General features: G+C 51.9%; 22 protein-coding genes and 4 tRNA genes. 5 read left to right on the top strand and 21 right to left on the bottom strand.

All coding sequences use genetic code 11. The features are described from left to right. Nucleotides 1–6: 6 nt before the first annotated feature. Complete coding sequence (gene ccmB, locus JFC11_RS01730) at nucleotides 7–705, bottom strand: heme exporter protein CcmB (protein WP_172422509.1); 699 nt, start codon at nucleotides 703–705, stop codon at nucleotides 7–9. 48 nt (nucleotides 706–753) lie between these two features. Continuing rightward, nucleotides 754–1,374 (bottom strand): cytochrome c biogenesis heme-transporting ATPase CcmA, encoded by a 621-nt coding sequence (gene ccmA / locus JFC11_RS01735; RefSeq protein ID WP_038481699.1) that lies wholly within the window; start codon nucleotides 1,372–1,374, stop codon nucleotides 754–756. 260 nt (nucleotides 1,375–1,634) lie between these two features. Here ccmA and JFC11_RS01740 point away from each other — a divergent pair, with 260 nt between their 5' ends. Continuing rightward, nucleotides 1,635–2,033 carry a LexA family protein gene (locus tag JFC11_RS01740; RefSeq protein WP_038481696.1) on the top strand — a complete coding sequence of 133 codons (399 nt, stop codon included), beginning with the start codon at nucleotides 1,635–1,637 and terminating at the stop codon, nucleotides 2,031–2,033. Nucleotides 2,034–2,060: 27 nt separating this feature from the next. After that, complete coding sequence (locus tag JFC11_RS01745) at nucleotides 2,061–2,687, top strand: IMPACT family protein (RefSeq protein ID WP_038481693.1); 627 nt, start codon at nucleotides 2,061–2,063, stop codon at nucleotides 2,685–2,687. A 117-nt stretch (nucleotides 2,688–2,804) separates the two neighbouring features. On the opposite strand, the gene JFC11_RS01750 is transcribed toward JFC11_RS01745, so the two are convergent. The 3 genes from JFC11_RS01750 to JFC11_RS01760 all read right to left on the bottom strand — a co-directional run bounded on the left by JFC11_RS01750 (nucleotide 2,805) and on the right by JFC11_RS01760 (nucleotide 6,305). Beyond that, on the bottom strand, nucleotides 2,805–4,127 hold the full coding sequence (locus tag JFC11_RS01750; protein ID WP_038481690.1) for a sodium ion-translocating decarboxylase subunit beta: 1,323 nt from the start codon (nucleotides 4,125–4,127) through the stop codon (nucleotides 2,805–2,807). Nucleotides 4,128–4,139: 12 nt separating this feature from the next. Then, complete coding sequence (gene oadA, locus JFC11_RS01755; protein WP_038481687.1) at nucleotides 4,140–5,954, bottom strand: sodium-extruding oxaloacetate decarboxylase subunit alpha; 1,815 nt, start codon at nucleotides 5,952–5,954, stop codon at nucleotides 4,140–4,142. Between the two features lie 93 nt (nucleotides 5,955–6,047). After that, complete coding sequence (locus JFC11_RS01760) at nucleotides 6,048–6,305, bottom strand: OadG family protein (RefSeq protein ID WP_038481684.1); 258 nt, start codon at nucleotides 6,303–6,305, stop codon at nucleotides 6,048–6,050. A gap of 127 nt (nucleotides 6,306–6,432) precedes the next feature. On the opposite strand from JFC11_RS01760, the gene JFC11_RS01765 reads away from it, so the two are divergent. Further along, nucleotides 6,433–7,431, top strand: a complete 999-nt coding sequence (locus JFC11_RS01765; protein ID WP_231657289.1) for a tRNA dihydrouridine synthase — start codon at nucleotides 6,433–6,435, stop codon at nucleotides 7,429–7,431. A 153-nt stretch (nucleotides 7,432–7,584) separates the two neighbouring features. Here JFC11_RS01765 and JFC11_RS01770 read toward each other — a convergent pair. From JFC11_RS01770 to JFC11_RS01840, 15 genes are all read right to left on the bottom strand, one after another. Then, nucleotides 7,585–7,661: transfer RNA gene (locus tag JFC11_RS01770), tRNA-Arg, on the bottom strand. Between the two features lie 67 nt (nucleotides 7,662–7,728). Then, nucleotides 7,729–7,805, bottom strand: a tRNA-Arg gene (locus JFC11_RS01775). A 67-nt stretch (nucleotides 7,806–7,872) separates the two neighbouring features. Continuing rightward, nucleotides 7,873–7,949: transfer RNA gene (locus tag JFC11_RS01780), tRNA-Arg, on the bottom strand. A 29-nt stretch (nucleotides 7,950–7,978) separates the two neighbouring features. Continuing rightward, nucleotides 7,979–8,071, bottom strand: a tRNA-Ser gene (locus JFC11_RS01785). Between the two features lie 124 nt (nucleotides 8,072–8,195). Then, nucleotides 8,196–8,384 carry a carbon storage regulator CsrA gene (csrA, locus tag JFC11_RS01790; protein ID WP_009722197.1) on the bottom strand — a complete coding sequence of 63 codons (189 nt, stop codon included), beginning with the start codon at nucleotides 8,382–8,384 and terminating at the stop codon, nucleotides 8,196–8,198. 192 nt (nucleotides 8,385–8,576) lie between these two features. Beyond that, on the bottom strand, nucleotides 8,577–9,827 hold the full coding sequence (locus JFC11_RS01795) for an aspartate kinase (RefSeq protein ID WP_083001390.1): 1,251 nt from the start codon (nucleotides 9,825–9,827) through the stop codon (nucleotides 8,577–8,579). 97 nt (nucleotides 9,828–9,924) lie between these two features. After that, the gene (gene alaS / locus JFC11_RS01800; RefSeq protein ID WP_038481675.1) at nucleotides 9,925–12,534 is read right to left on the bottom strand and encodes an alanine--tRNA ligase; all 2,610 of its coding nucleotides are present in this window, start codon (nucleotides 12,532–12,534) and stop codon (nucleotides 9,925–9,927) included. A gap of 169 nt (nucleotides 12,535–12,703) precedes the next feature. Continuing rightward, a complete protein-coding gene (locus tag JFC11_RS01805; protein ID WP_038481672.1) occupies nucleotides 12,704–13,165 on the bottom strand; it encodes a regulatory protein RecX in 462 nt (153 codons plus the stop codon). 16 nt (nucleotides 13,166–13,181) lie between these two features. Beyond that, nucleotides 13,182–13,730 carry a dTDP-4-dehydrorhamnose 3,5-epimerase gene (gene rfbC / locus JFC11_RS01810; RefSeq protein ID WP_038481670.1) on the bottom strand — a complete coding sequence of 183 codons (549 nt, stop codon included), beginning with the start codon at nucleotides 13,728–13,730 and terminating at the stop codon, nucleotides 13,182–13,184. 3 nt (nucleotides 13,731–13,733) lie between these two features. After that, on the bottom strand, nucleotides 13,734–15,080 hold the full coding sequence (locus JFC11_RS01815) for an NAD(P)H-dependent oxidoreductase (protein ID WP_198348586.1): 1,347 nt from the start codon (nucleotides 15,078–15,080) through the stop codon (nucleotides 13,734–13,736). Between the two features lie 7 nt (nucleotides 15,081–15,087). Further along, a complete protein-coding gene (gene rfbF / locus JFC11_RS01820) occupies nucleotides 15,088–15,864 on the bottom strand; it encodes a glucose-1-phosphate cytidylyltransferase (protein ID WP_198348587.1) in 777 nt (258 codons plus the stop codon). Then, nucleotides 15,861–16,979: an NAD-dependent epimerase/dehydratase family protein gene (locus tag JFC11_RS01825; protein ID WP_231657287.1), complete on the bottom strand. Its 1,119-nt coding sequence runs from the start codon at nucleotides 16,977–16,979 to the stop codon at nucleotides 15,861–15,863. The genes rfbF and JFC11_RS01825 overlap by 4 nt, the downstream gene beginning before the upstream one ends. A gap of 48 nt (nucleotides 16,980–17,027) precedes the next feature. Continuing rightward, on the bottom strand, nucleotides 17,028–18,062 hold the full coding sequence (locus JFC11_RS01830; protein WP_084183659.1) for a glycosyltransferase family 2 protein: 1,035 nt from the start codon (nucleotides 18,060–18,062) through the stop codon (nucleotides 17,028–17,030). Nucleotides 18,063–18,596: 534 nt separating this feature from the next. After that, nucleotides 18,597–19,658, bottom strand: a complete 1,062-nt coding sequence (recA, locus tag JFC11_RS01835) for a recombinase RecA (RefSeq protein WP_038481661.1) — start codon at nucleotides 19,656–19,658, stop codon at nucleotides 18,597–18,599. A gap of 89 nt (nucleotides 19,659–19,747) precedes the next feature. After that, entirely contained in the window at nucleotides 19,748–20,281 is a 534-nt protein-coding gene (locus tag JFC11_RS01840) for a CinA family protein (protein WP_198348588.1), read from the bottom strand. Between the two features lie 187 nt (nucleotides 20,282–20,468). On the opposite strand from JFC11_RS01840, the gene mutS reads away from it, so the two are divergent. Together mutS and fdxA are read left to right on the top strand one after the other, a co-directional pair. Then, on the top strand, nucleotides 20,469–23,036 hold the full coding sequence (gene mutS / locus JFC11_RS01845; RefSeq protein WP_038481655.1) for a DNA mismatch repair protein MutS: 2,568 nt from the start codon (nucleotides 20,469–20,471) through the stop codon (nucleotides 23,034–23,036). A gap of 155 nt (nucleotides 23,037–23,191) precedes the next feature. Next, nucleotides 23,192–23,515, top strand: coding sequence for a ferredoxin FdxA (gene fdxA / locus JFC11_RS01850; protein WP_009722190.1), 324 nt, complete (start codon nucleotides 23,192–23,194; stop codon nucleotides 23,513–23,515). Between the two features lie 444 nt (nucleotides 23,516–23,959). Here fdxA and eno read toward each other — a convergent pair whose 3' ends face one another. Beyond that, on the bottom strand, nucleotides 23,960–25,249 hold the full coding sequence (eno, locus tag JFC11_RS01855) for a phosphopyruvate hydratase (protein ID WP_038481651.1): 1,290 nt from the start codon (nucleotides 25,247–25,249) through the stop codon (nucleotides 23,960–23,962). Between the last annotated feature and the right edge of the window lie 35 nt (nucleotides 25,250–25,284).

A 25,284-nucleotide genomic window follows, 5' to 3' on the forward strand; every position in this document is an offset into this window, starting at 1 on the left:
CGTCCTTTAACCGTTGATGCTGATGCGTAGCGAGGCGGCAATAGCCCAAGGTGCTAGCATTAACGAAATCGCTAAAAGTGCGCCCAAAATAGCCAGATGCGCCGCGATACCATCGCCTAAAATAGCGGCCTGCACGGCGCCAGCACCAAAAATAAGCACTGGAATATAGAGCGGCAGCACCAGCAGTGACAGCAATACACCGCCGCGAGCTAATCCGACGGTCAGCGCGGCGCCAATCGCACCAATCAAGCTGAGGCTTGCGGTTCCTAATGCCAGCGATAGCGCTAAAACCATGTAACTACCGGCAGGAAGTGCCAACATGATACCTAAAATCGGCGCCATAAGTGCCAAAGGCAGTCCTGTCAGCAGCCAGTGAACAGCAACTTTGGCAAGGCTAAGCGCCGCCAGCGGCTGAGGGGCTAACAGTAGCTGCTCCAAACTGCCGTCGTCGTAGTCGCTCCGGAACAGACTATCCAGAGAAAGCAATGCCGCTAGCAATGCCGCCACCCACAGCAACCCAGGCGCTATTTCTGCCAGTAACTGGGGATCAGGTGAAATGCCGATCGGAAAGAGCGTAATCACTAAGGCAAAAAACACCAATGGGTTAAGCACTTCACCACGACGACGTAGCAACAGCGTTAGATCTCGCTTAAAGGTGGCACTAATGGCAACCATGAGCCCACCGGAGGGCGCATGCATCGACATTTCTGGGATGCCTGTCGTGGCGTGTGAGCTTGGCAACACTGTCTCCTTCTACCCCAGTTGAACGCGCCTAAGCACGGATGATGCGGTTAACTCATGATGTGTCGTCACTAACACACAGCCTCCCGCGTTGGCATGCGCAACAAGCTGCGCTTCTAGTGCTGCCACTCCGTGGCGATCAATTGCTGTAAAAGGTTCATCCAGGACCCACAATGCCCGCTTAGTAAGCGTCAGTCTCGCAAGGGCAATTCGCCGCTGCTGTCCAGCAGAAAGCTGCCCTGCGGGTACATCCTCAAAGCCACTCAGCCCAACCTGTTCCAGCGCTTTTTCACGCTGACAATCGTCGCCTTTTTCGCCGCTAAGCGCTTGGTACCACGCTAAGTTTTCCAGCGGAGAAAGACCCGCTTTTATGCCAGGGGCATGTCCTAAATAGAGTAGATTGGCGAGAAAATGTTCACGCACCTTGCGCATTGAGTCGCCATTCCAATAAATGTCGCCATGGTAGTCGCTCAACTGGCCTGAGAGAATTTTCAACAGTGTCGTTTTTCCGCTCCCGTTAGGGCCTTCGATGCGCACTATTTCGCCACGTTGAATATCAAGATCTAGCCCCTCAAACAGCCAACGATCATCGCGTTCACAGGCTAGCTGTCGGGCTTGTAGGCAGAGGCTCAAGGATATCTCCAGGCACGTAGATTTTGCGTCGAACTCTACACGGAAAGCCCCTTTCTCGCCAGTCGCTCTCTGCGGTCTGGGGTCGCATCACATTTCAACCAATCTTCGCTTAAGAACAATAGACAATGCAGAGCACTAGCACTGTATGCAAAAACAGGTCTATACTACAAACACTGTATGAAAAAACACTACCGATTATAAACACAGCAATCTGCTCAATTACACGCCTAGGGAGCGGGCGCTGCATTGGAGAAAACTGCATGACGATGACAATGCCAACACCCTTGAACATAACTCAACATGCGCTATCTCAAACAGCGTCGAATACAGGTCGCCCTATTTATTCGGCACCTCGTGTAACGCGGCGCAACACGTATGCGCTTCGCGTGCGTGGCAACAGAATGCGTGAATGCAATCTATTCGACGGCGATGTCATCATTATTCGCCGTTATCAGCACGGTAGCCATCAAGAAACCGCTATCGCGACGATTAACCAGCGAGAAGTTGCCCTAAAGCAACTTTCAATTAGTCGACTTGGCGTTCACTTATGGCCCGAAGATGCAGCCATGCCTGCCGTCTTCCTGCATAATTGTGATATTCAAGTGCTGGGAATGGTGATGGGCGTCGAGCATGGCGCTAACAACACTCGGCACCACTAATTCGCCACCCGCTTTAGGGAGCATCGATTGCGTTACCGAGTTCCAGACCTAGCACCCGCCACATGGCATACCGCTGAAATTGAGGTTGAAAAAAGTCGTTTCCTCACGTGGATATGCCATGCACCCAGCACAGCTGACTATTATGCAATGCTGCAGGCAGCAAAAACCGCTCATCCCAACGCAAGTCATCACTGCACGGCCTTTATTGCGGGCCCGCCAGGAGAGCAAACGCACATAGGGTTCTCTGATGATGGTGAACCCGGCGGCACAGCAGGCAGACCCATGTATCAAGCCTTGCTCGGTAGCCAGATGGGTGAAATAGGCTGCGTGGTGATTCGTTACTTTGGCGGCACCAAGTTGGGCACTGGTGGTCTTGCCCGGGCTTACGCACAGTCGGTTAACGCTGGGATTGAAACATTACCTACACGCGAAGTCGTCGAACGGGATAACTACCAACTGCGTGTCAACTTTGCCCATGAAGCAGTCGCGCGCGCTTGGTGTGACGAGCAGAAAATCCCCATCCAACAGGCAGAGTACGATGGCAGCGGCGTATGCCTCACGATTGGCTGGCCAAGAGATGAGGCCTTAAATTTCGCTACGCTTGAAAATCGCCTAAAGACAGCACTCGATATTCAAAAAGTGCCGCCACAATAAGATCATTGGTATCTCTGACAAAAAAACGCGACTTACGCGAGCAATTGCTCGGTAAGCCGCGTTTTAGTCGCTAACCATCACGTAACAATAACTGCGCAATGGCACTGCTAGCGGGTTCTAACCTAAATATTTAATCATCACACCCGCCGCAACGGCAGAACCGATAACACCTGCCACATTAGGGCCCATGGCATGCATCAGCAGGAAGTTATGCGGGTTCGACTCCAAGCCAACCTTATTAGCCACTCGCGCGGCCATCGGCACTGCCGAAACACCTGCGGCACCAATCAGCGGATTAATCGGCATTTTGCTGACCAGGTTCATCAGCTTCGCCATCAACACGCCTGCGGCCGTGCCAATACCAAACGCCACAATACCCAAGCCCAAGATACCCAGCGTTTCGAATGCCAGAAAGCTATCTGCCATCAGCTTGGAACCAACCGATAGTCCTAAGATAATCGTCACGATATTGATCAGAGCGTTTTGCGCTGTATCCGATAAGCGCTCAACCACACCGCACTCTCGCATCAAATTACCAAAGCAGAACATCCCTAATAGCGGCGCTGCATCAGGCAGGAAAAGCGCGACGGCAATCAATAACATCAGCGGGAAAACGATCTTTTCCAGCTTGGATACCGGACGCAGTTGCGTCATCTTAATTTGACGCTCTTTCTGGGTGGTCAGCAGACGCATAATCGGGGGTTGAATCAGCGGCACCAACGCCATGTAGGCGTACGCCGCCACTGCGATAGCACCCAGCAACTCAGGAGCCAATACGCTTGATACATAAATAGACGTTGGACCATCAGCACCGCCGATAATACCAATGGCAGCCGCTTGATTAAGCGAAAAGTCCATCACCCCCAGCGAGGTCAGCATCACAGCACCAAACAGTGTGGCAAAAATGCCAAACTGAGCAGCCGCTCCTAAAAAGAGCGTCCGCGGGTTAGCCAACAACGGGCCGAAGTCGGTCATGGCCCCCACGCCCATAAAGATAATCAGTGGCGCAATACCAGAGGCAATCGCTACTTTGTAGAAGTTATAGAGCATCCCATCGCTATAACCTACGCCAACCGCAATATCCTTTGCCGCACGTAATTGATCGGGAGCCGCTGCGTCGTGGGCAATCGCTTTAAGCGACTCTCGCCAAGCTTCCACACCACTTAATGGATCAAGGGTAGCGCCCAGTACGGAAGCTATCTGCTGCAGCACAGCAGGTTTTGCCACCTCAATCGCTTGGTCGAGCGCTGAGATTGCCAAGCCCGCCTCAGGGATATTGGCAAGAATGCCGCCAAACCCAATTGGCACCAGCAGCAACGGCTCAAACTTCTTGTGAATGGCAAGATAGAGCAGCCCAAGCCCTACCAAAATCATGGCCGCCTGACCAAGCTCAAGGTTATAAAGCCCCGAGCCCTCCCATAAGGTAATTAGTTTTTCCATTGCCAAATGCCCTTAAAGCTCGATCAGCGAATCGCCAACGGCGACGCTGTCACCCTCGCTGACGTTAACTTTCGATACGGTACCGGCACTACTGGCGCGCACTTCGGTTTCCATTTTCATGGCTTCCAAAATAATCACCACATCGCCATCCGCTACTTGGTCACCAGGGCGTACATTGACCTTGAAGATATTGCCAGCAAGCGGTGCATCAATGCTTTCTCCACTAGGTGCAGACGTTTCCTCTTTGGGTGCGTTAGTACTCACTGCCGCCTGTTCCTGCACCGCGCCTATCTCGCCACCTTCAGACACTTCCACTACAAACGCTTTGCCATTGAGCTTAACGGTGTACGTTTCCGGGCCACTCGAGACCACTGGCGCTTTGCTTTCGGCTTTTGCTGGTACGTTAGTGCTTTTCGCTTCAGCCACTTGGGGGGCAGGTTCGAAGGCATCCGGGTTGTCACGGTTTTTAAGGAATTTCAGACCAATTTGCGGGAACAGTGCGTAGGTCAGCACGTCGTCTACTGTCTGCTCGCCGCTGGCAATACGAATGCTGTCTGCGCTCGCCTTCTCTTTAAGCTCGGTCGCTAGTCGGTCCATTTCTGGTGACAGGTTATCTGCCGGGCGACAGGTGATCGGTTCACCACCTTCGAGCACGCGTTTTTGCAGCTCTGCATTAAACGGCGCGGGCGCGGAGCCGTACTCACCTTTTAGCAGCGCCTGAACTTCTTTGGAGATGGACTTGTAACGCTCACCCATCATCACGTTCATCACTGCTTGGGTACCCACAATCTGGGAAGTTGGCGTCACCAGCGGAATAAAGCCAAGGTCTTCGCGTACGCGGGGGATTTCATTCAACACATCGTCAAGCTTATCGCCGGCGCCCTGCTCTTTAAGCTGGCCTTCCATGTTGGTGAGCATGCCGCCAGGCACCTGGGCAATCAAAATGCGTGAGTCAATACCGCGCAACGAACCTTCAAACGCCGCATACTTTTTGCGCACTTCACGGAAATAGCTGGCGATATCTTCCAACAACTCCAGGTCAAGACCGGTATCGCGATCGGTATCTTTGAGCATGGCCACGACAGATTCAGTCGGACTATGGCCATACGTCATGGACATGGAAGAGATCGCAGTATCGACATTATCGATCCCCGCCTCGACGGCTTTCAAAATTGTCGAGGTCGACAACCCAGTAGTAGCATGACAATGCAAGTGAACGGGAATAGACAGCTCTTTTTTCAACCGCGTGACAAGGTCATAGGCAATATAAGGCGTCAGAAGCCCCGCCATATCCTTGATAGCCAGCGAGTCAGCACCCATTGCGGCAATGGTTTTAGCAAGCTCTACCCAGCTATCCAGGGTATGTACCGGGCTAACCGTATAAGAGATAGTGCCTTGCGCATGTCCACCTACTTGGCGAACCGCTTTGATGGCACGCTCAAGATTGCGCGGGTCATTCATCGCGTCAAATACGCGGAACACATCAACCCCGTTGGTCTTGGCGCGCTCGACAAACTTATCAACCACGTCATCGGCGTAGTGGCGATAGCCTAATAAGTTTTGGCCACGCAACAACATCGCTTGAGGTGTATTCGGCATAGCTTCTTTAAGTGCCCGAATACGCTCCCAAGGGTCTTCACCCAAATAGCGAATGCATGAATCAAACGTTGCTCCACCCCAAGTCTCTAATGACCAATAGCCAACATTGTCGAGTTTTTCGGCAATCGGTAGCATGTCATCAAGACGCAAACGGGTGGCAAACAGCGATTGATGGGCATCGCGAAGAACAACATCAGTGATCCCCAGAGGACGTTTTGTTTCATTCATGGTCGTGGCTCACAATTTTTACGTTATGGATTTGTAGTAAATTTAACAAAATAATTAGCAATTGAGCGGTAGGATAGCTACAAAACTAGGGCCTTACTTGCGGCGCGAAGAACGATAACGGTGCACTGCAGCACTAATCACTGCCATGACTTCATCATCCTGGCCTTTCGGTGCAGATGGTTTTGCATTATTTCGGCCGCTTGGCGCTGCTACAGGAGCAGGCTGGAAACGGCTAATCAACTTCGACATTAGCGTAACGCTAATTACCAAAACCGTAAGAAAAACAAACACAAAACCCATACCCAACCCCATAAGGGCAAGCCCTTCCTGGAGCAACTCTGACTCTTGCATACCGCACTCCCCCTCTTTCAAATGCTTTTCGGCACACCAATAGCCTCTAAAGGCGCTTGGCGCAGTGAGGCTAATACACTAACCTGCCACATCCAGGATAGATTGCAATCGCGCCATAGTGGAAGTCATGGTTGTTAATTTACTACATAAAGGCAGGATAGGCCTAGCGCCTATGGAAGGTGTCATCGACGCCTTAACGCGTGATTTACTGACTCAGCAGGCAGGTTTTGACTGGGCAGTGACTGAGTTTGTCAGGGTGGTCGACGCACGACTCCCACCTCGCGTGTTCTATAAACATTGCCCCGAACTGTCAGCAGGCAGCGTCGCCACCCCTAGCGGCGTTCCTGTGCATTTACAGCTTTTGGGATCAGACCCTGTGGCACTAGCCAGCAATGCGCAACAGGCACTCTCGCTGGGCGCTATCAGCATTGACCTTAACTTTGGCTGCCCCGCCAAACTGGTCAATCGTCATGATGGTGGTGCATCACTACTTCGCCAGCCAGATCGCGTTTATCGCGCCGTAAAAGCGGTCGCTGAAGCATTAGACGGCGAAATTCCAGTGACGGCTAAAATCCGCCTTGGCTTTTCTGATCGTCGCTTAGCAGTCGCTTGTGCCCAGGCCACAGAAGCTGGCGGCGCTGCACAGCTTGTTGTCCACGGCCGCACACGAGATGAAGGCTATCGCCCGCCTGCGCACTGGGAGTGGATTGGCAAAGTTCGCCATCAAGTATCGATCCCTGTCGTTGCGAACGGCGATATTTGGACATTAGAGGACTACTGGAAGGCTCGCACTCTATCAGGTTGCGAGGATGTTATGCTTGGCCGTAGCGCCCTCTCGGACCCATGGCTTGCAGCTCGCATACGCCACTGGCAGCGCACAGGAGAGCGCCTCCCTGACACTACCTGGACAATGCGCGCCAACGTTCTAAAGCGATACGCCGACTTACAGCGGCGACAACTGCCAGATCGAGTAGTCGTGTCACTCGTCAAGCAGTGGCTAGCACAAATGCGCCAAGGCAATAGCGAAGCGAACCAACACTTTCATCGCCTGAAACGCCTTACGGATCTCGACACGCTGCTTAACAACCTGATTCCCAGCACATCACTTTGCTGCGAGCCCGCATAAGTCGTTTTCGGCATTAGGTTAGTAGCACAAAAAAAAAGCGCCCGGCCGCTGTGCGGGGACGCTTTAAACGATCTCAAGACCAAAGCACGAGCTACTATGGTCAGGCTAGAAATAAGAAAACCCGCTTTCTGTTGAAAGCGGGTTTTTCGAATTTGGCGCGCCCGGGAGGATTCGAACCTCCGACCCCCTGATTCGTAGTCAGGTACTCTATCCAGCTGAGCTACGGGCGCTTAACAGTTTTTAACATCACTTACGTGAGCAAAAACATAGTAACATCAATAACTTCTAAATTCAAGCTGGCGCGCCCGGGAGGATTCGAACCTCCGACCCCCTGATTCGTAGTCAGGTACTCTATCCAGCTGAGCTACGGGCGCTTAACAGTTTTTAACATCACTTACGTGAGCAAAAACATAGTAACATCAATAACTTCTAAATTCAAGCTGGCGCGCCCGGGAGGATTCGAACCTCCGACCCCCTGATTCGTAGTCAGGTACTCTATCCAGCTGAGCTACGGGCGCTTATCCAAATTGATGTTGCTTTATGCAGTTGGCGGAGAGAGAGGGATTCGAACCCTCGATAGGGCTATAAACCCTATACTCCCTTAGCAGGGGAGCGCCTTCAGCCACTCGGCCACCTCTCCTCAACGGCACGGCGCGAATATTACCGATTTTGATGACTGCTGTCCAGTCTTATGCCGATTTTTTTCGCACCGCCCCGCAGTTACCGCTTAAGCGCCCTGTAATGAGCGCAGCACAAACGGCCATTTACTCAGATTCGCTTTCGCTGTTGCGTTCACGCTGAATGCGCTGGTAAATCTCTTCGCGGTGAACCGCCACGTCTTTTGGTGCGTTAACACCAATGCGCACTTGATTACCTTTCACACCTAGCACTGTAACGGTGATTTCATCACCTATCATCAGTGTTTCGCCGACACGGCGGGTTAGGATGAGCATGGCTGATCTCCTTCTCAGACGTTTTATACAACGGGATGTGTCCGCTCAAAGCGGCACCACGCTATTATGCGGCATGGTGCCGCCACCACCAATGGCTCAAGCCCCTATGACACCTTAACCTCCCGTTGAAAGGAAGCTCACCACCACACGGCAGCAAGTCCTCTTCAGCGTAGAAGGTTTAGCGCATAATTGTTATTCAGATTCGATATCAGACTTATCTAAACCGAATGCTTTGTGCAAGGCGTTAACCGCAAGCTCCATATGCTTTTCATCAATGACAACGGAAATTTTAATTTCCGAGGTTGAAACCATACGGATATTGACGTTTTCATCTGCCAAAACACGAAACATTTTAGAAGCAACACCGGCATGAGAGCGCATACCAACCCCTACAAGCGATACTTTTGCAATGTTGTCATCGCCACGTAGTTCGCCGCCGCCCAAGTCAGGAATTACTGTCTCTTCAAGCAATTTCTTCGTTGCTTTGTAATCGCCTTTGGCTACCGTAAAGGTGAAGTCAGTGTAATCACCAGCAGGTGCTACGTTTTGCACAATCATATCGACTTCGATATTGGCATCGGCGATAGGACCAAGAATACGCGACGCTACACCTGGCACATCAGGCGTATTCAACAGGGTTAATTTAGCTTCATTTTTAGTAAAAGCGATACCGGAGATTAGCGGTTCTTCCATAGCGTCCTCGTCTTGGTCTGCGTCTGCAACAATTAGGGTGCCGGGGCCATCTTCAAAGCTCGACAGCACGCGAAGTGGTACGTTGTACTTACCAGCAAATTCGACGGCGCGAATCTGTAGAACTTTGGAGCCTAGGCTTGCGAGCTCAAGCATTTCTTCGACGGTAATGCTCTCAAGGCGCTGAGCCTTGGAACACACGCGAGGGTCAGTGGTGTAAACACCATCAACATCGGTGTATATCTGGCACTCATCAGCACCAAGCGCTGCAGCAAGCGCAACACCCGTGGTATCTGAACCACCACGTCCAAGCGTCGTAATGTTGCCGTCTTCATCAACACCTTGGAAACCAGCCACCACAACTACTTTCCCGTCATCAAGATCAGATTTCAGGTCATCAGTTTCAATGCGCTGAATACGCGCTTTGGTGTAGGCGCTATCGGTATGAATGCCGACTTGGGCACCCGTATGGGAAGTGGCAGAAACTCCAATTTGCTGAAGCGCCATTGCCAACAGCGAAATAGTTACCTGCTCACCGGTAGAGAGCAGCATATCCATTTCGCGTGGTGCTGGGTCTTCATTGATTGCGTTTGCCATATCGGTCAGGCGATTGGTCTCTCCGCTCATCGCGGACACCACCACTACAACTTGGTGGCCTTGGTCGCGAAAGCCTTTAACCTTTTCCGCCACGGCCTTGATACGGTCGACAGAGCCCACCGAGGTGCCGCCGAACTTCTGTACGTATAATGCCATATGCCGTTTTTTCCTATAGGTTCGGGAATGGAGAGTGAGTATTGTTATTACTATTTAACAAAAAGCCGGTAGCAAATAGTGCCACCGGCCTTTGTAATTAGCTAAGCGTATTTTCCAACCAAGCCGGTACGCTGCTTAATGCCGCAGGCAAGGCATCAGGTAAACTTCCACCCGCTTGAGCCATATCTGGGCGGCCACCACCTTTACCGCCTACTTGCGAAGCGACATGATTAACTAGCTCACCTGCCTTAACGCGACCCACTAAGTCTTGGGTAACCCCGGCAATCAAGCTCACTTTACCTGCCGCAGTATCCGCAACCCCAAGCAAGATGACGCCAGAGCCAAGCTTGTTTTTCAGCTGATCAAGTACGCCACGCAACTCTTTACCGGAAACACCCTCAAGTTGGGTGACTAGTAAATTAATACCGTTAATTTCTTGCACCTGGCTAAGCATGTCACTGCCCGCAGCGCTTGCCAGCTTCGCTTTCAGTTGCTCAAGTTCTTTTTCCAGCGCACGGTTACGCTCAACCAGTGATTCAACCCGAGCTTCCACTTGCTCGGGTTTGGTTTTCAGTCGCTCACCTAACCGCTGAACACGCGCCTCCTGCTCACGGAAATAAGCCAGCGCATTTTCACCGGTAATCGCCTCAATACGACGCACGCCAGAAGCGATACCCACTTCGCTCACCACATGGCAACAACCAATATCGCCGCTTCGGTTCACGTGAGTACCACCGCACAGCTCGATAGAGAAGTCGTCAGCACCAATGGTCAATACCCGCACGTTATCAGCATACTTTGCTTCAAACAGCGCGGCAGCCCCTTTGGCTTTTGCTTCTGCGAGGCTCATCTGCTCTGTCTTGGTCGGTGCATTCGCTAAGATCTGCTCATTTACCAGACGCTCAACTTCCGCTAATTGCTCTACGGTCATCGGCTCGAAGTGGCTAAAGTCAAAGCGCAGGCGCTCTGCGTTTACCAGTGAGCCTTTTTGCTGAACATGGTCACCCAGCACCATACGCAGTGCTTTATGCAGCAAGTGAGTCGCCGAGTGATTACGGATGGTCGCGCTACGCAAGCTGGCATCCACCTCGCCTCGCACGTTAGCGCCGACGCTCAGCGCGCCATCGACCATAATCCCCTGGTGAAGGTGGTGGCCACTCTGTTTCTGCGTGTCGGTTACCTGAAAGCGACCGCCATCAACATATAAGTAACCGGTGTCGCCCACCTGGCCGCCCGATTCTCCATAGAATGGCGTACGGTCCAGCACAACGGTGCCTTTCTGGCCAGCTTCCAGAGCCGCTAACGCATTACCTTCGCTATCCACGATGGCAGTAACTGTCGCTTGGTCGGCCAGGTGTTCGTAACCGGTAAACTGGGTTTCCCCCTCCAGGTCAATAGCAGCGCTGTAGTCAGCGCCAAACTGGCTGGCCGCCCGCGCACGTTCACGTTGCGCTTCTAACTCGCGCTGAAAACCGGCTTCATCCAGTGTGACTTCACGCTCACGGCATACATCCGCCGTCAGGTCGAAGGGGAAACCGTAAGTATCGTAAAGCTTGAAGACGGTTTCGCCAGGTAGCACGTCACCCTGTAGCTCTTCAAGCGCCGCATTCAATAGCCCCATGCCGTGGTCCAGCGTGCGAGCAAACTGCTCTTCTTCTTTAAGCAGCACGCGGGTAATTTGTTCACTCGCTTCACGCAATTCAGGATAGGCGTCGCCCATCTCAGCATCTAGTGCGGTTACCAGCTTGTGGAAAAACGGCTCGGAAGCACCCAGTTTATGCCCATGGCGAATCGCCCGGCGAATAATCCGACGTAGCACATAGCCGCGCCCTTCGTTGGAAGGCAGAACGCCGTCTGTAATCAAGAAGGCACAAGAGCGAATATGGTCGGCAATCACGCGTAACGAAGGCGTCGTGGTGTCACCATGGCCTGTCGCTTCAGCAGCAGCTTTCAGCAGGTTTTGGAACAGGTCGATCTCGTAGTTGGAGTGAACGCCCTGCATTACAGCAGCCACCCGCTCCAAGCCCATTCCCGTATCGATGGAAGGCTTAGGCAGCGGATTCAATGTTCCAGCGGCATCACGATCGAACTGCATGAACACTAGGTTCCAGATTTCGATGTAGCGATCGCCATCTTCTTCAGGGCTGCCAGGCGGGCCGCCCCATACTTCCGGACCATGATCAAAAAAGATTTCAGAGCTGGGGCCACAAGGACCGGTGTCGCCCATTTGCCAGAAATTATCTTCATCAAGCTTTGAGAAACGCTCAGGGTCAATGCCGATATCATCTTTCCAGATACGCTCTGCTTCGTCGTCACTGATATGCACCGTTACCCAGAGCTTCTCTTTGGGCAGGCCCAGCGTTTCCGTCAGAAATGTCCAGGCAAAGCGAATGGCATCACGCTTAAAGTAGTCACCAAAGCTGAAGTTACCCAACATTTCAAAAAACGTGTGGTGACGCGCCGTGTAGCCAACGTTATCTAGATCGTTATGCTTACCGCCAGCACGCACGCAGCGCTGGGCTGACGTGGCGCGCACATAGGGTCGCGGGTCACGGCCAAGAAAAACATCTTTGAAGGGCACCATGCCTGCATTGGTGAAGAGCAGCGTCGGGTCATTGCCCGGCACTAGAGAGCTGGTGGGCACAATAGTATGCCCCTGCTTTTCAAAAAAAGATAAAAAGGCCTGTCTGATCTCTGCGCTTTTCATAGGGTATCCGTGACAAGAAAGCATGATGCCCCAGGGCGCTATCGCCGCCACCCGCTGGGGTCGCAAAAGGGGCATTATAACGCAGTTGTCAAACGACTAAAGCCGCAGTTAGTGGCAGAACTAAAACAGTGGGTGAAAAAACACCCGGAGAAGGCTTATATAAGGGGAGCTACAAGCAAGACAACGCGTAGCGGATTTGCTCAAAATTAAAGCCGCGTGTGGCGAGAAAACGTTCGCGTTTAGCACGCTCTTTGGGAGTATCACCTGGCGAGGAAAAGCGCCGAGCCAAGGTATCACGGGCTAGCTCAAACCAATCTACGGCTTCGCGCTCTTCTACTGCGGCAAAAGCCATCGTTGACGTTTCTTGATCTACGCCCCGCTGGCGCAGTTCACCCTTAATGCGAATAACCCCTTGCCCACGAAGAATCCGCGAACGTATAAAGCTTTCAGCAAAACGTTCATCGGACTGTAAATTCTGCTCTTCTAAGCTATTCAGACAGACATCAATCTCATCAGGCTGAAATGATTTTTGCTGCAACTTGCGCGCTAGCTCAGCGCGAGAGTACTCGCGCCGAGACAGCATTTGAATCGCCACTTCACGCGGCGTTAACTCACTACTGGGGGGGAACATACTGTTCTCTCAACGGTTAGAAGAGTGCGTCAATTCGCTCACTGATCAATGGCCAATTGGCGTCCTTTTCGGACACGACTGTGGGCGGGATAGGCCATTCGATCGCGAGACGCTCATCATTATAGCGCAAACCGCTTTCAGCCTCGGGATGATAGGCAGCCGACACCAGATAGCTAACTTCAACATCATCGGTCAGCGTCTGAAAGGAGTGCGCAAAGCCTGGCGGCACATAAAGCTGATACCGATTGGCCTCGGTCAGCTCGAACAGCTGATAGTGCAGGTAGGTTTCTGAGTCTTCACGAATATCCACAATGACGTCAACAATGCTCCCCCGGAGGCAGCGCACCAGCTTGGCTTCAGCGTGCGGCTCTCGCTGGTAATGCAGCCCCCTCAGAGTGCCTCTCTTGGCTGAGAACGAAGTATTCTGCTGTACAAAATCGCCCAGCAAACCATGGCGCTCAAACTCCGCGCGGCACATAGTCCGAGCAAAAAAACCCCGCTCATCACCATGAGCCTCAAGCTCTATCAGCTTGGCATCCTTGAGTTTCGTTTGATGAAATAGCATGGCTTACTCCACAAAAGTAGCGGCGGTGCCAGATAGGGGTTCCAAGGCAAACATGGCTTCTTGTTCAGCATACAGACGATCGATCAAGCGCAATGGTGGAATAACCACATCATCGAAGGTCAGTGCCTTGTCCTTTTCCACACGACCAGCCACCTGACACCCTAGTGCTAGACCGATAGGTAGTAGCCGTTCACGCCTTATCACCTCTATATTTTCAGCCATGCCGTAGACCTCGAATCCGCCGAGCTCTTCGATTTTATCGCCCTCATGCAAGGTCTTCTTGGCCATAGCGATCACACCCACCCTTGAGCCGCCTAAAGGAGATAAAACCGGATCACGGAACAACACTGCTCGCGCAACGGACGTAGGCACTTCAAAATGACAAAGGTGATAAGGCGTTGAAAAGCAGTAATACGGCCCTTCTCCCATTTTATAGAGCTCGAGATAATGCCGCTGACGGGGATTATCGATGGTACCCAGCACGAACACACCCGGCCCAGGCCGTGCTCCCACAACGTAATCCACCAGCCCCGGCCCTGCCGGATCAAGATAGGGCTCAAACGCTGACATCGTCTCCTCGATAGGTACTAAGGGTCCACCAGGCACACCACCGGAAAAATCAGGACCAAGCATGCCGCGTTGAGCGACTCGCATGCCGGTACCATTGGCGACAATCGCCTGTTCAAACGAAATCTTGGTGCCATCGGCAAAAGACGCCACCATCGCCGCCTTCTGTCCCCAGCGTTTAGCAAAACTTTCCTGGGTAGCCGGATTGCGATAAGGGTCATGCAGTCCCTTGATGTTGCCACACAGCACAGGCTTGACACCCAGCCCGGCGACAAAGCGATAGAGATTCATCTGTACGCCTGGTTGGTCACCATCGGCAAAACTATAGATAACGCCTGCAGCATCAGCCTTCACTTTTAAAATAGGGCCGATCGTGCCGTCGAGTTCCGCATTCATTTGAATGACGTCTTTACCACTTTCAAGTGCCGCCAGCACGACATGTGCGGCGAACTCCAACGAACCAGTTACCTCGATGATCGCATCCAATCCTTCCGCGCGAGCCAGAGCCACAGCATTCTCAGTAACTGCCGCTCGCCCCGCTGCAATCGCCATTTCAAGCTCCTGCTGAGTGTCACAGACGATTGGTTCAATATCGGCTTGTTGATAGACCTTGACCGCAGCATCCAGGTGACGATTGGCAATAGCGCAAAGACGCATTCCCGCTGTTGCCGTCATAATCTGTAGGCCGATCCCCCTCGCTTGGAACCCGGCGCCTATCATTCCTACTCGAATGGGATTGCCTTGAGCTTCTCGCTTGGCAAGTGCTGTATCAACGATAATCATCGGAGATTCATTCCTTCCAAAGCTTCCAGGGAGCGCTTTCCGCCCAAGCGGCCTCAAGCACCATCTTGTCCCGCAGAGTATCCATGCTTTGCCAGTATCCGTTGTGATGGAAGTATCCCAACCTGCCCATTTCAATCATTCGCTGCATGGGCTCATTTTCCCATACGGTCTGGCTATCGTTAATCGTCTCGAATACTTCCGGTTCACAGACGAAAAAGCCGCCGTTGATCAGGCCACCATCTATTTCTCCCTTTTCGCGAAAGCCTTCCACCTGATTGTTGCCTTCTTGCAAGCGCAGCGCACCATAGCGGCCCGGCTGCGTTACTGCCGTCAGGGTGCACCAATTTTCTGAGGCCAGATGAGAATCGATCAATGCTGTAATATTTAGGTCGCTCAGTCCATCGCCATAGGTCAAGCAGAAAGGCTCATCCGCCAGTAAATGCATGGCCTTCTTAAGCCGCCCACCTGTCATGGCATCGGCGCCGGTATCCAGCACGGTGACTTTCCAGTCATCGTTCACGCTTTGAAGCCAGGCGACTTTGCCTGTTTTCAGGTCAATGGTGTAGTCGGTTCGGTTACCGCGATAATTGAGAAAGTAGTCGCGAATATACTCAACCTTATAGCCACCCAGCACGACGAATTCCTTCAAGCCGTGATGGGCATACATTTTCATGATATGCCAAAGAATCGGTCGCCCTCCTACTTCCACCATAGGCTTTGGACGAATCGCCGTTTCTTCACTCAAACGCGTGCCAAACCCTCCCGCAAAAATTGCAACTTTCATGGCTTAGCCTCCATTTCAGGCATCGAAGTGACCGAGGAAGAGCCCGGCGAAGCAGTGGGAGTCACTCCATTACGAATTTGCCAACTCAGGTTCTCGGACAGGCGACCCTCGTCGATATGCGCTTGTAGCGCGTGCAGGCGCACATAGCGTGAGGTTCGGAATTGGGCATCAGTAAACTTCATGCCTTTTAGCCCATTAACCACCCCCATTATCGAATCCAAAAGTGTCATTTTTGGCTGATGTTCAGGTGCTAACTTAGCGAATAGACTGAAATCTACTTGGTAGGAACGGCTGTCCGCCGGTGCTTGGGTATTGATACTCAGAGTGGTACCAGGAATTGCCTGGGCAACCGCCGTCGCTAGATCCCGCACCTGATGATTGCGTTCGTTAGAGCCGGTATTGATATTGAGGATGCGCCCCCCATTTTCGGGCTTACGCTGTATCGCCCAACTAATGGCCCTTGCCATGTCGGAGACATCGATCAAGGGTCGCCAGGGTGACCCATCGCTAAGCACGGTAATATGCTGCTGGCTAAGCGCGCAGGCGACAAAATCATTGAGCACTAAATCCAGGCGTAGACGTTCCGACATTCCACAAGCAGTCGCAAAGCGTAAACTAGTAATCACCATGTCCCCCTCGATGCCCGCCAAGGCTTCTTCTGCGGCAATTTTCGAACAGGCGTAGGCGGTAACCGGAGCCACAGCATCTGCTTCACAACGCGGCGCACCGAGAGCAATGCCATAAATACTGCAACTCGAAGCAAACACGAAGTTTTCTACTCCCGCTTGAGCCGCTGCTTTGGCCATGGCCACCGTAGCGTATTGATTGACTTCAGCCGTTACGGCAGCGAAACGGTCTCCCATAGGATCATTGGAGATAGCAGCCAGTTGCACCACGGCCGTGTAGCCTTCAAAAAAACCAGCAGGAATATCCCTAACGTCGCCCAAAAACTGTTGGGCGAGATAACGCTCAGGAAGGAAATCTGCTCCCGTGAGGCAGTGCGCGAAATAGGCATTGTCGTAACCATGAAGAGTGGCAGATGGATAGCGTGCGGCTAACTCTCTTACCAGTACGGAGCCGACGTACCCCATATTGCCCACGATCAAGATTTTCAAAATATCACCCCATCATTTAGCGCCTGAGCGTCATTAAACCAAGTGTTTTTATGACCCTGTCTTAAAGCTGCTTTTATTTTTTATCCTGGTTTTTTTCTTCACGTCAGCTTGCTCTTGGCATAGCTGGTCTAACCTCCACGTGGAAGTTTGCATTTTTTCGATAGGTGTATCTGCAGCTTCAGGCTCAGGATAAAACCACAAACTTTCTAACATTCCATGCAGAACTATCTTGGCCTTACGGATTTCACCTCTAAATAAAAGTATAAAAAACAACCGAGAAACTCGATAAACCTCTGAAATCATAAGGTAGCGATAATTAGGGAAATGGCGATACTTACGAGCGATATAAATTTTATTTCGAATAAAGTACCGGTATAACCTAAAACGCGCTGGATTAGTTTCATTAAGAATACTGATAGGACCATTTTCTTGGCGTAAATGTTGTACTTTACTCATACCAACAACATAACCGGGGCTGTCTTGAGTGACTCTTAAGGTAAATTCACTATCTTCCCCCCAGATGAACATCGCGGTTATTGGCAGGCCATGTTGCGCCAAGGTAGTCCGCGGCAGCAGTATTGAAACGAAAGTAGCGCGATGCACAGCCACTACACCCAGTTCAAGCAACTCGTGCCAGTCTCGATAACCAATGGCATTTTTCAAAGGACTAATAATAGGAGTATTAGTAACCAGCCCATTTTCAGTGAAGGCCTGAGAAAGAAGAAAAGCTGGTTTTTTTCCTTTATCTTTAAGCGCTTCATCGGCTAATAACAAGAAGTGAAGTGCGTCTGAATCAGGTATGACATCATCGTCCATTGTCCAAATAAAATCGGCACCCTCTTGATAGGCGAGATGCATACCTGCATTAAATCCCCCAGAGGCGCCAATATTATCCTTAAGCACATGTACCATAAGACCAGGGTAACTGCTTTCGGACAACATCTTTTGGGTACCATCACTGCTTGCATTATCAATGACGATGACACGATCGCAAGAGCGGCACTGGGAATACACTGCATCGAGACATCGCTTCAGTAGTTCCTTTCGATTATAAGTAAGGATTACCGCGAATACTTTATGCATAGCACACTTCCCCAAAGATGAGCTTTTTCTTTTCGCGATAAAGGTTAGCCTTTAAATTTAACCACCAGGCTCTCCATCATATGAAAAGTTATATTTCATTCTTTTATAATTATATAAGCAGCCCCTAACCTACAATCACCGAACGCTCCGTCATAGAAACGTAGTAGCAACGGCAAAAGTTACAATATGAAACCTAACGACATTAAAAGTTACATTTAAAAATAAGCGACATGTTTTTTTCTGTCAAGCGCATGGCCAGATCAAAAATCTAGTTTGCAGTACCATTTTTCTCATGCAGAAAAGCAAAAGGGACACCTTTTTAGGTACCCCTTTTTTCATGCTAAAAACACAGGCTAGGCTTTCGCCAAATTTAGCTTGCTACTGCAGGCAGCAAGCTCATCAGGCTGAAATGTTTTTTTTGGTGTAACTTGCACACTAGCTCAGCGCGAGAGTACTCGCGCCGAGACAGTATTTGAATCGCCACTTCACACGGCGTTAACTCAACAGCTTAAAAAAACAGCATCATAAAGAGGCTTACAGCAAATCATCATCGCTCTCAGCTGCAACATCTGCCTCTGGGGCTTCTTCTTTTTTTGCATCCGGCGGAGCAAGCAGCTGAGCTCGGATTTGCGCTTCAATCTCTTCCATGGTCTCAGGATGCTCTTCTAAATACTGAGCTGCATTGGCTTTGCCCTGACCAATCTTTTTGCCTTTGTAGCTGTACCACGCGCCCGCCTTGTCTACCAAGCTGCACTGCACGCCCAGGTCGATCACCTCGCCCGCATGGTAGATACCCTTACCGTAGAGAATTTGGAACTCTGCCTGACGGAATGGCGGCGCCACTTTGTTTTTAACTACCTTCACACGGGTTTCGTTACCAGTAACTTCATCACCCGATTTTACTGAGCCTGTACGCCGGATATCCAGGCGCACGCTGGCGTAGAATTTAAGCGCGTTACCGCCGGTCGTGGTTTCGGGCGAACCGAACATTACGCCGATCTTCATGCGGATCTGGTTGATAAACACCACTAAACAATTGGCGTTTTTGATATTACCGGTAATTTTACGCAATGCCTGAGACATTAAGCGTGCTTGAAGACCAACGTGGGAGTCGCCCATTTCGCCTTCGATTTCAGCACGCGGCGTTAATGCAGCCACGGAGTCGATCACGATCACATCTACCCCGCCAGACCGTACCAACATGTCGGTAATTTCCAGCGCTTGCTCACCGGTATCAGGCTGGGAAACCAGCAAGTCGTCTAGATTAACCCCTAGTTTTTCTGCATAGCTTGGGTCCAGAGCGTGCTCTGCATCGACGAACGCACATACTTTGCCCTGTTTTTGCGCCTGCGCAATGACTGACAGAGTCAGAGTCGTTTTACCCGATGACTCTGGGCCATAAATTTCACATACGCGCCCAAACGGCAACCCGCCGATACCAAGCGCGATATCAAGCCCCAGTGAACCGGTGGAGACAGACGGCATTATCACGCGCGGTGCATCGCCAAGGCGCATAACAGTCCCTTTACCAAACTGGCGATCAATCTGGCTAAGTGCAGCATTTAGCGCTTTGGTGCGGTTGTCATCCTGAGCCATGCAGAAATTCCTCATTACAAACTGTATAATTAGCCAGTAGTATGCCAAAGATTAGCGGCTAAACAAATCCTCAGCACCATATTTAATGTTTATTTCTTTTCACTGCCTTGGGCCTGGGCCATCAAGCGCGCAACTAGGCCTGCCAATGCTTCACGTACGGCTTGTTCGCGTACCGCCTGTCGGTCGCCGTGAAAGTGGAAACGCGCTGCCTGTTGGCTTTCTGCACTGCCCCAGGAAAGCCATACGGTACCAACAGGCTTCTCTTGACTGCCACCATCAGGACCAGCCACTCCACTGACGGCAACCGCTAAATCAGCACCACTTGCTAAGCAAGCACCTTTAACCATTGCATTAACTACTTGCTCGCTGACCGCGCCATGGGCTTCGATAAGCGCCTCGGGCACATCCAACATACGCGTTTTAGCAGCATTGGAGTAGGTCACATAGCCTGCTGTAAAATACGCAGAGCTACCTGCCACAGAGGTAATTGCGCTGGCGATACCGCCGCCTGTACAGGACTCTGCTGTGGAAACTTCCACCCCAAGCTGCTGACACAGCCTTCCCAAGCGTTGAGCGAGCAGTGATAGGTCAAGATTCTTCAGGCTTGAAACGCTAGGTGCCATGGTGACTCCTTCATGTGAGACCTCAGTTCAGCGTAGAATACCGTGTTTAACTTTCTCAAAGAAATTGCTCAAAGAAATTGCTCAAAGAAATTGCCCAAAGAAATTGCCCAAAGAAGTCGTTTAAAGTAACTGCCAAAGAACATGCCGCAAGCTGAGACTGCTTGCGCAACGCTCAACCAGGACGCCCATGTCACAGGCCAGCCCCGCTCATACGCCAATGATGGCGCAATATCTTAAGATCAAACGCGATCACCCAGAGGTACTTCTGTTTTACCGGATGGGGGATTTTTACGAGCTATTTTTCGATGACGCCAAGCGCGCCGCAATGCTGCTGGATATCACCCTTACCCAGCGCGGCCAGTCAGGTGGCAAACCTATTCCTATGGCAGGCGTGCCCTACCATAGCGCTGAAGGCTATTTAGCCCGCTTGGTGTCAGCCGGTGAATCCGTCGCTATCTGCGAGCAAATCGGCGACCCTGCCACCAGTAAAGGCCCCGTTGATCGACAAGTAGTACGCATTGTCACCCCTGGCACGCTTCACGATGAAGCCTTACTGGATGCTCGCCGAGATAACGTGCTGGTCGCCGTTGCACCCGGCAAAGACGGCTGGGGCCTTGCATGGCTGGAGCTTTCCAGTGGGCGCTTCAATGTTTTGGAAGTAGAAAGTGAAGCCGAGATGCAGGCAGAGCTAACCCGCCTGTCGCCCGCCGAACTGTTAGTGCCCGAAAGCTTAACACTGCCCGACGCATGGTCACAAAAGCGCAGCCTGCGACGCCAAGGGGAGTGGCTGTTTGACTTAGACAGCGCCACGCGCAGCCTATGCGATCAATTTGAAGTCCAGGATTTACGCGGCTTTGGTTGCGCGCACTTAACCACCGCACTCATCGCGGCGGGTGTACTAATCGATTACGCCCGAGACACCCAACGTTCACGACTGCCCCACGTAACGGCCATTAGCGTCGAAAACCGTGATGATGCCGTAGTGATTGACGCGGCCAGTCGGCGTAATCTGGAAATTGATATTAATCTCGGCGGCAACAGCGATAACACCCTGGCCAGCGTGTTAGACACCTGCACCACCGCGATGGGTTCGCGATTACTAAAGCGCTGGCTTAACCGCCCGCTGCGCCAGCGTAACGTCGTGGAAGATCGTCACGCGGGCGTGGCGTTGCTCTCTATTGAAGCAGCCTACCTGCCGCTACGCGATACGTTGAGTGATGTAGGCGACGTCGAGCGCATCCTGGCTCGCGTCGCACTGTATAGCGCACGTCCCCGGGATTTGGCGCGCCTGCGCGACGCCCTGGTAACGCTACCCGCACTTGAGCAATTGCTAAGCGAAATTGATAGCGGTAGCGCTATCGATAGTCTTAAACCTCACATTCGCCCCTACCCAGAAATAGCCGATACCTTAACTCGCGCATTGGTTGAGAATCCGCCCGTGGTGATTCGCGATGGCGGCGTGATTGCGAACGGCTTTGACGCCGAGCTAGATGAACACCGTGGCATGGCTGAAAACGCCGGTGAGTACTTAGTGCAGTTGGAGCTGCGCGAGCGCGAACGCACTGGCCTGGCCAATTTGAAAGTCGGCTATAACCGGGTTCATGGCTACTTTATTGAACTGCCTCGCTCTCAGGCTCAGCAGGCACCCGCCGACTACATCCGTCGTCAAACGCTAAAAAATGCTGAACGCTTTATTATTCCAGAACTTAAAGAGTTCGAAGACAAAGCACTCTCGGCCAAGTCCAGGGCCCTCACGCGTGAGAAATGGCTCTACGAGCGCCTGATGGGCGAGCTCAACGCGGCGCTTCACGCACTGCAAAACACCTCGCGGGCATTGGCTGAACTTGACGTGCTCTGCGCCTTTGCCGAGCGTGCAGAGGCACTCAATTGGGTAAGGCCTCAGCTACGAGATGCCACTGGCCTTAGAATTACCGCTGGACGACACCCTGTTGTCGAACATGTCAGCGACACACCCTTTGTACCCAACGATGTCACGCTAACACCTGATCAGCACATGTTGATTATCACCGGCCCCAACATGGGCGGTAAATCAACCTATATGCGCCAAACCGCGCTCATCGCACTGTTGGCTCATAGTGGCAGCTTCGTACCTGCTGATAGCGCTGAAATAGGCCCTGTAGATCGTATCTTTACCCGCATAGGCTCGTCAGATGATCTAGCGGGTGGTCGCTCTACATTTATGGTGGAAATGACCGAAACCGCTAATATTTTGCACAATGCTACTGAGCATAGCTTGGTATTAATGGACGAGATTGGTCGTGGTACCAGTACTTTTGACGGCCTTTCACTGGCCTGGGCAAGTGCTGAGTACCTAGCCGAAGCAAAGGCACTCACCCTATTTGCCACGCACTATTTTGAAATGACCGCGCTGCCGGAACAAGCAGAGGGTGTGGCAAACATTCACCTAACCGCCACTGAGCACGGCGACAGCATCGTGTTTATGCACCGCATCGAAGCTGGTCCTGCGAGCCAGAGCTATGGCTTACAGGTAGCCCAGTTAGCAGGTGTTCCCAACCATGTGATACGCAGAGCCCGTGAAAAGTTAATGGCCCTCGAGCAGCGCGATGTGGATGAGTTGCAGCGCCCAAGCGGCATTTCTACAGCACCGCAACAAAACGACTTGTTCGCCAGCGCACCGCACCCCGTGGTGGAAGCGTTAGGCAAAGCCGATGTAGACGATTTAACACCCCGCGAAGCGCTAGCGCTGCTATATCAGTGGCGAGAGCTACTGTAATGGTATGAAAGGAAAGCCATGAGCGCTTGCCGCCGCGTAAGGGCACCACTAGAATGTCGCCCATACTGTTTTATCTTATAAGAAACGGCCGATTTATAACCATTAACTATTGACCACGACCGGGAAGCTCCCGGTCCCGCAAGAGGGATAGCAAGATGACGTTTGTCGTTACCGAGAACTGCATCCAGTGTAAATACACCGACTGTGTTGAAGTCTGCCCGGTCGACTGCTTCTACGAAGGCCCCAACTTCCTGGTCATTCACCCAGACGAGTGTATTGACTGCGCCCTGTGTGAACCGGAGTGCCCCGCAGAAGCTATCTTCTCAGAAGATGAGCTACCGGATGGCCAAGAGCAGTTTATAGAAATTAATGCTGAATTAGCCGATGTATGGCCGAATATTGCCGAGAAAAAAGATCCGCTGCCCGATGCAGAAGAGTGGGACGGCAAAACAGGTAAGCTGGAAAAGCTCGAACGCTAATCTTAGAAGCCACGCATTTTCAGACCAGCGTTCGCGCTGGTTTTTTTGTGTGCCACGGGCTGTGCACACAAAAAAAGGCGGCCCGTAGGCCGCCCGCTCCAAGCACTTCCTCTGACCTCTCCCTGTGTCAAACTCCTCAGATACCATCCTTGCCAGAGCCCACATCACTGTGTCACCTAGCGTATCTGACCTGCATCCCGTTGCATCCTGCCTGAAGCATCCTTGCCTCCCCTGTCCTGAATGCATTGTGGCACAAAGCCATCACAACTCAAGCAGACCAAAACGGCAACGGGCGAGCCACTGCGGCTCGCCCGTTACAAAAAACCATAAAAATCAAAAACATAAGATAAAATAAAAAAGCATTTGAGCGATTAGCGCCGGCATTTGTAAGATATCTCTTACAAAATCTTGAGACATCTCTTACACGCCGACGCTCATTTTCGCTTACTGCCCTTTAATGGCTTTCAAGCCAGGGTAAGCCACATCACCCAATTCCGCTTCGATGACGAGCAGGCGGTTATATTTCGCGACGCGGTCAGAACGACACAGAGAGCCCGTTTTAATTTGGCCTGCACAGGTGCCCACGGCCAAATCGGCAATCGTCGTATCTTCAGTTTCACCACTACGGTGTGAAATAACCGCGGTAAAACCAGCGTCCTGGGCCATTTTGATCGCATCCAGCGTTTCAGACAGCGAGCCAATCTGGTTGAATTTGATCAGAATTGAATTACCAATTTGCTCGTCTATACCACGCTTAAGAATCTTGGTATTGGTAACAAACAAATCGTCGCCAACCAGCTGTACTTTGTCGCCCAGCTTGTCAGTCAGTGCTTTCCAGCCCGCCCAGTCTGATTCATCCATACCATCTTCGATGGAAACGATCGGATAGTCCGCACAAAGGCCTGCCAGGTAATCGGCAAACCCTTCGGCATCGTAGCTTTTACCTTCACCGGAAAGATTGTACTGGCCATCTTTGTAGAACTCGGAAGAGGCACAGTCTAGCGCCAAGGTAACGTCTTTACCCAGTGCGTAACCGGCATCAGCAACAGCTTGCTTAATGACCGCCAGGGCATCTGCGTTAGATGCCAAGTTAGGGGCAAAGCCGCCTTCGTCACCCACGGACGTAGAAAGGCCTTTAGCAGACAGTACTTTTTTTAGCGCGTGGAAAATTTCCGCACCCATGCGTAGGCCTTCACGGAAGTTTGCCGCGCCTACTGGCTGTACCATGAATTCCTGGATATCAACGTTATTATCGGCGTGCTCACCACCGTTAAGAATGTTCATCATCGGTACCGGCATGCTGTACTGCCCCGGCTGGCCATAAAGCTCGGCAATGTGCGCATATAACGGCACACCTTTAGCATTGGCAGCGGCTTTAGCCGCAGCCAGCGACACCGCCAGAATGGCATTCGCACCCAGATTCGCCTTATTTTCAGTGCCATCCAGGGCTAACATTGCGTCGTCCAGCCCACGCTGATCACGCGCATCCATTCCTAACAACGCAGCACTGATTTTGCCATTCACGGCCTCAACAGCTTTTAAAACGCCTTTGCCAAGGTAGCGTGTCTTGTCGCCATCGCGCAGCTCGAGCGCTTCGCGGGAGCCTGTAGAAGCGCCGCTTGGCGCACATGCTTCACCTACGGCGCCACTCTCCAGGCGAACCATGGCCTGAACGGTAGGGTTGCCGCGGGAATCGAGCACTTCTAGTGCGCTGATTTCAACAATTTTGGTCATAACAGTGTCCTTTGGTTGTCAGTCTAATGGATGAT

Origin of the sequence: Vreelandella alkaliphila (assembly GCF_016107625.1) — a bacterium.
Taxonomy (GTDB): Bacteria; Pseudomonadota; Gammaproteobacteria; order Pseudomonadales; family Halomonadaceae; genus Vreelandella; species Vreelandella alkaliphila.

Coding starts and splice junctions, on each gene's coding strand:
- ccmB (WP_172422509.1), bottom strand. CDS start 705: ATGTCGATGCATGCGCCCTCCGGTGGGCTCATGGTTGCCATTAGTGCC.
- JFC11_RS01740 (WP_038481696.1), top strand. CDS start 1,635: ATGACGATGACAATGCCAACACCCTTGAACATAACTCAACATGCGCTA.
- JFC11_RS01750 (WP_038481690.1), bottom strand. CDS start 4,127: ATGGAAAAACTAATTACCTTATGGGAGGGCTCGGGGCTTTATAACCTT.
- oadA (WP_038481687.1), bottom strand. CDS start 5,954: ATGAATGAAACAAAACGTCCTCTGGGGATCACTGATGTTGTTCTTCGC.
- JFC11_RS01760 (WP_038481684.1), bottom strand. CDS start 6,305: ATGCAAGAGTCAGAGTTGCTCCAGGAAGGGCTTGCCCTTATGGGGTTG.
- JFC11_RS01765 (WP_231657289.1), top strand. CDS start 6,433: ATGGTTGTTAATTTACTACATAAAGGCAGGATAGGCCTAGCGCCTATG.
- csrA (WP_009722197.1), bottom strand. CDS start 8,384: ATGCTCATCCTAACCCGCCGTGTCGGCGAAACACTGATGATAGGTGAT.
- JFC11_RS01795 (WP_083001390.1), bottom strand. CDS start 9,827: ATGGCATTATACGTACAGAAGTTCGGCGGCACCTCGGTGGGCTCTGTC.
- alaS (WP_038481675.1), bottom strand. CDS start 12,534: ATGAAAAGCGCAGAGATCAGACAGGCCTTTTTATCTTTTTTTGAAAAG.
- JFC11_RS01805 (WP_038481672.1), bottom strand. CDS start 13,165: ATGTTCCCCCCCAGTAGTGAGTTAACGCCGCGTGAAGTGGCGATTCAA.
- rfbC (WP_038481670.1), bottom strand. CDS start 13,730: ATGCTATTTCATCAAACGAAACTCAAGGATGCCAAGCTGATAGAGCTT.
- JFC11_RS01815 (WP_198348586.1), bottom strand. CDS start 15,080: ATGATTATCGTTGATACAGCACTTGCCAAGCGAGAAGCTCAAGGCAAT.
- rfbF (WP_198348587.1), bottom strand. CDS start 15,864: ATGAAAGTTGCAATTTTTGCGGGAGGGTTTGGCACGCGTTTGAGTGAA.
- JFC11_RS01830 (WP_084183659.1), bottom strand. CDS start 18,062: ATGCATAAAGTATTCGCGGTAATCCTTACTTATAATCGAAAGGAACTA.
- recA (WP_038481661.1), bottom strand. CDS start 19,658: ATGGCTCAGGATGACAACCGCACCAAAGCGCTAAATGCTGCACTTAGC.
- JFC11_RS01840 (WP_198348588.1), bottom strand. CDS start 20,281: ATGGCACCTAGCGTTTCAAGCCTGAAGAATCTTGACCTATCACTGCTC.
- mutS (WP_038481655.1), top strand. CDS start 20,469: ATGTCACAGGCCAGCCCCGCTCATACGCCAATGATGGCGCAATATCTT.
- fdxA (WP_009722190.1), top strand. CDS start 23,192: ATGACGTTTGTCGTTACCGAGAACTGCATCCAGTGTAAATACACCGAC.
- eno (WP_038481651.1), bottom strand. CDS start 25,249: ATGACCAAAATTGTTGAAATCAGCGCACTAGAAGTGCTCGATTCCCGC.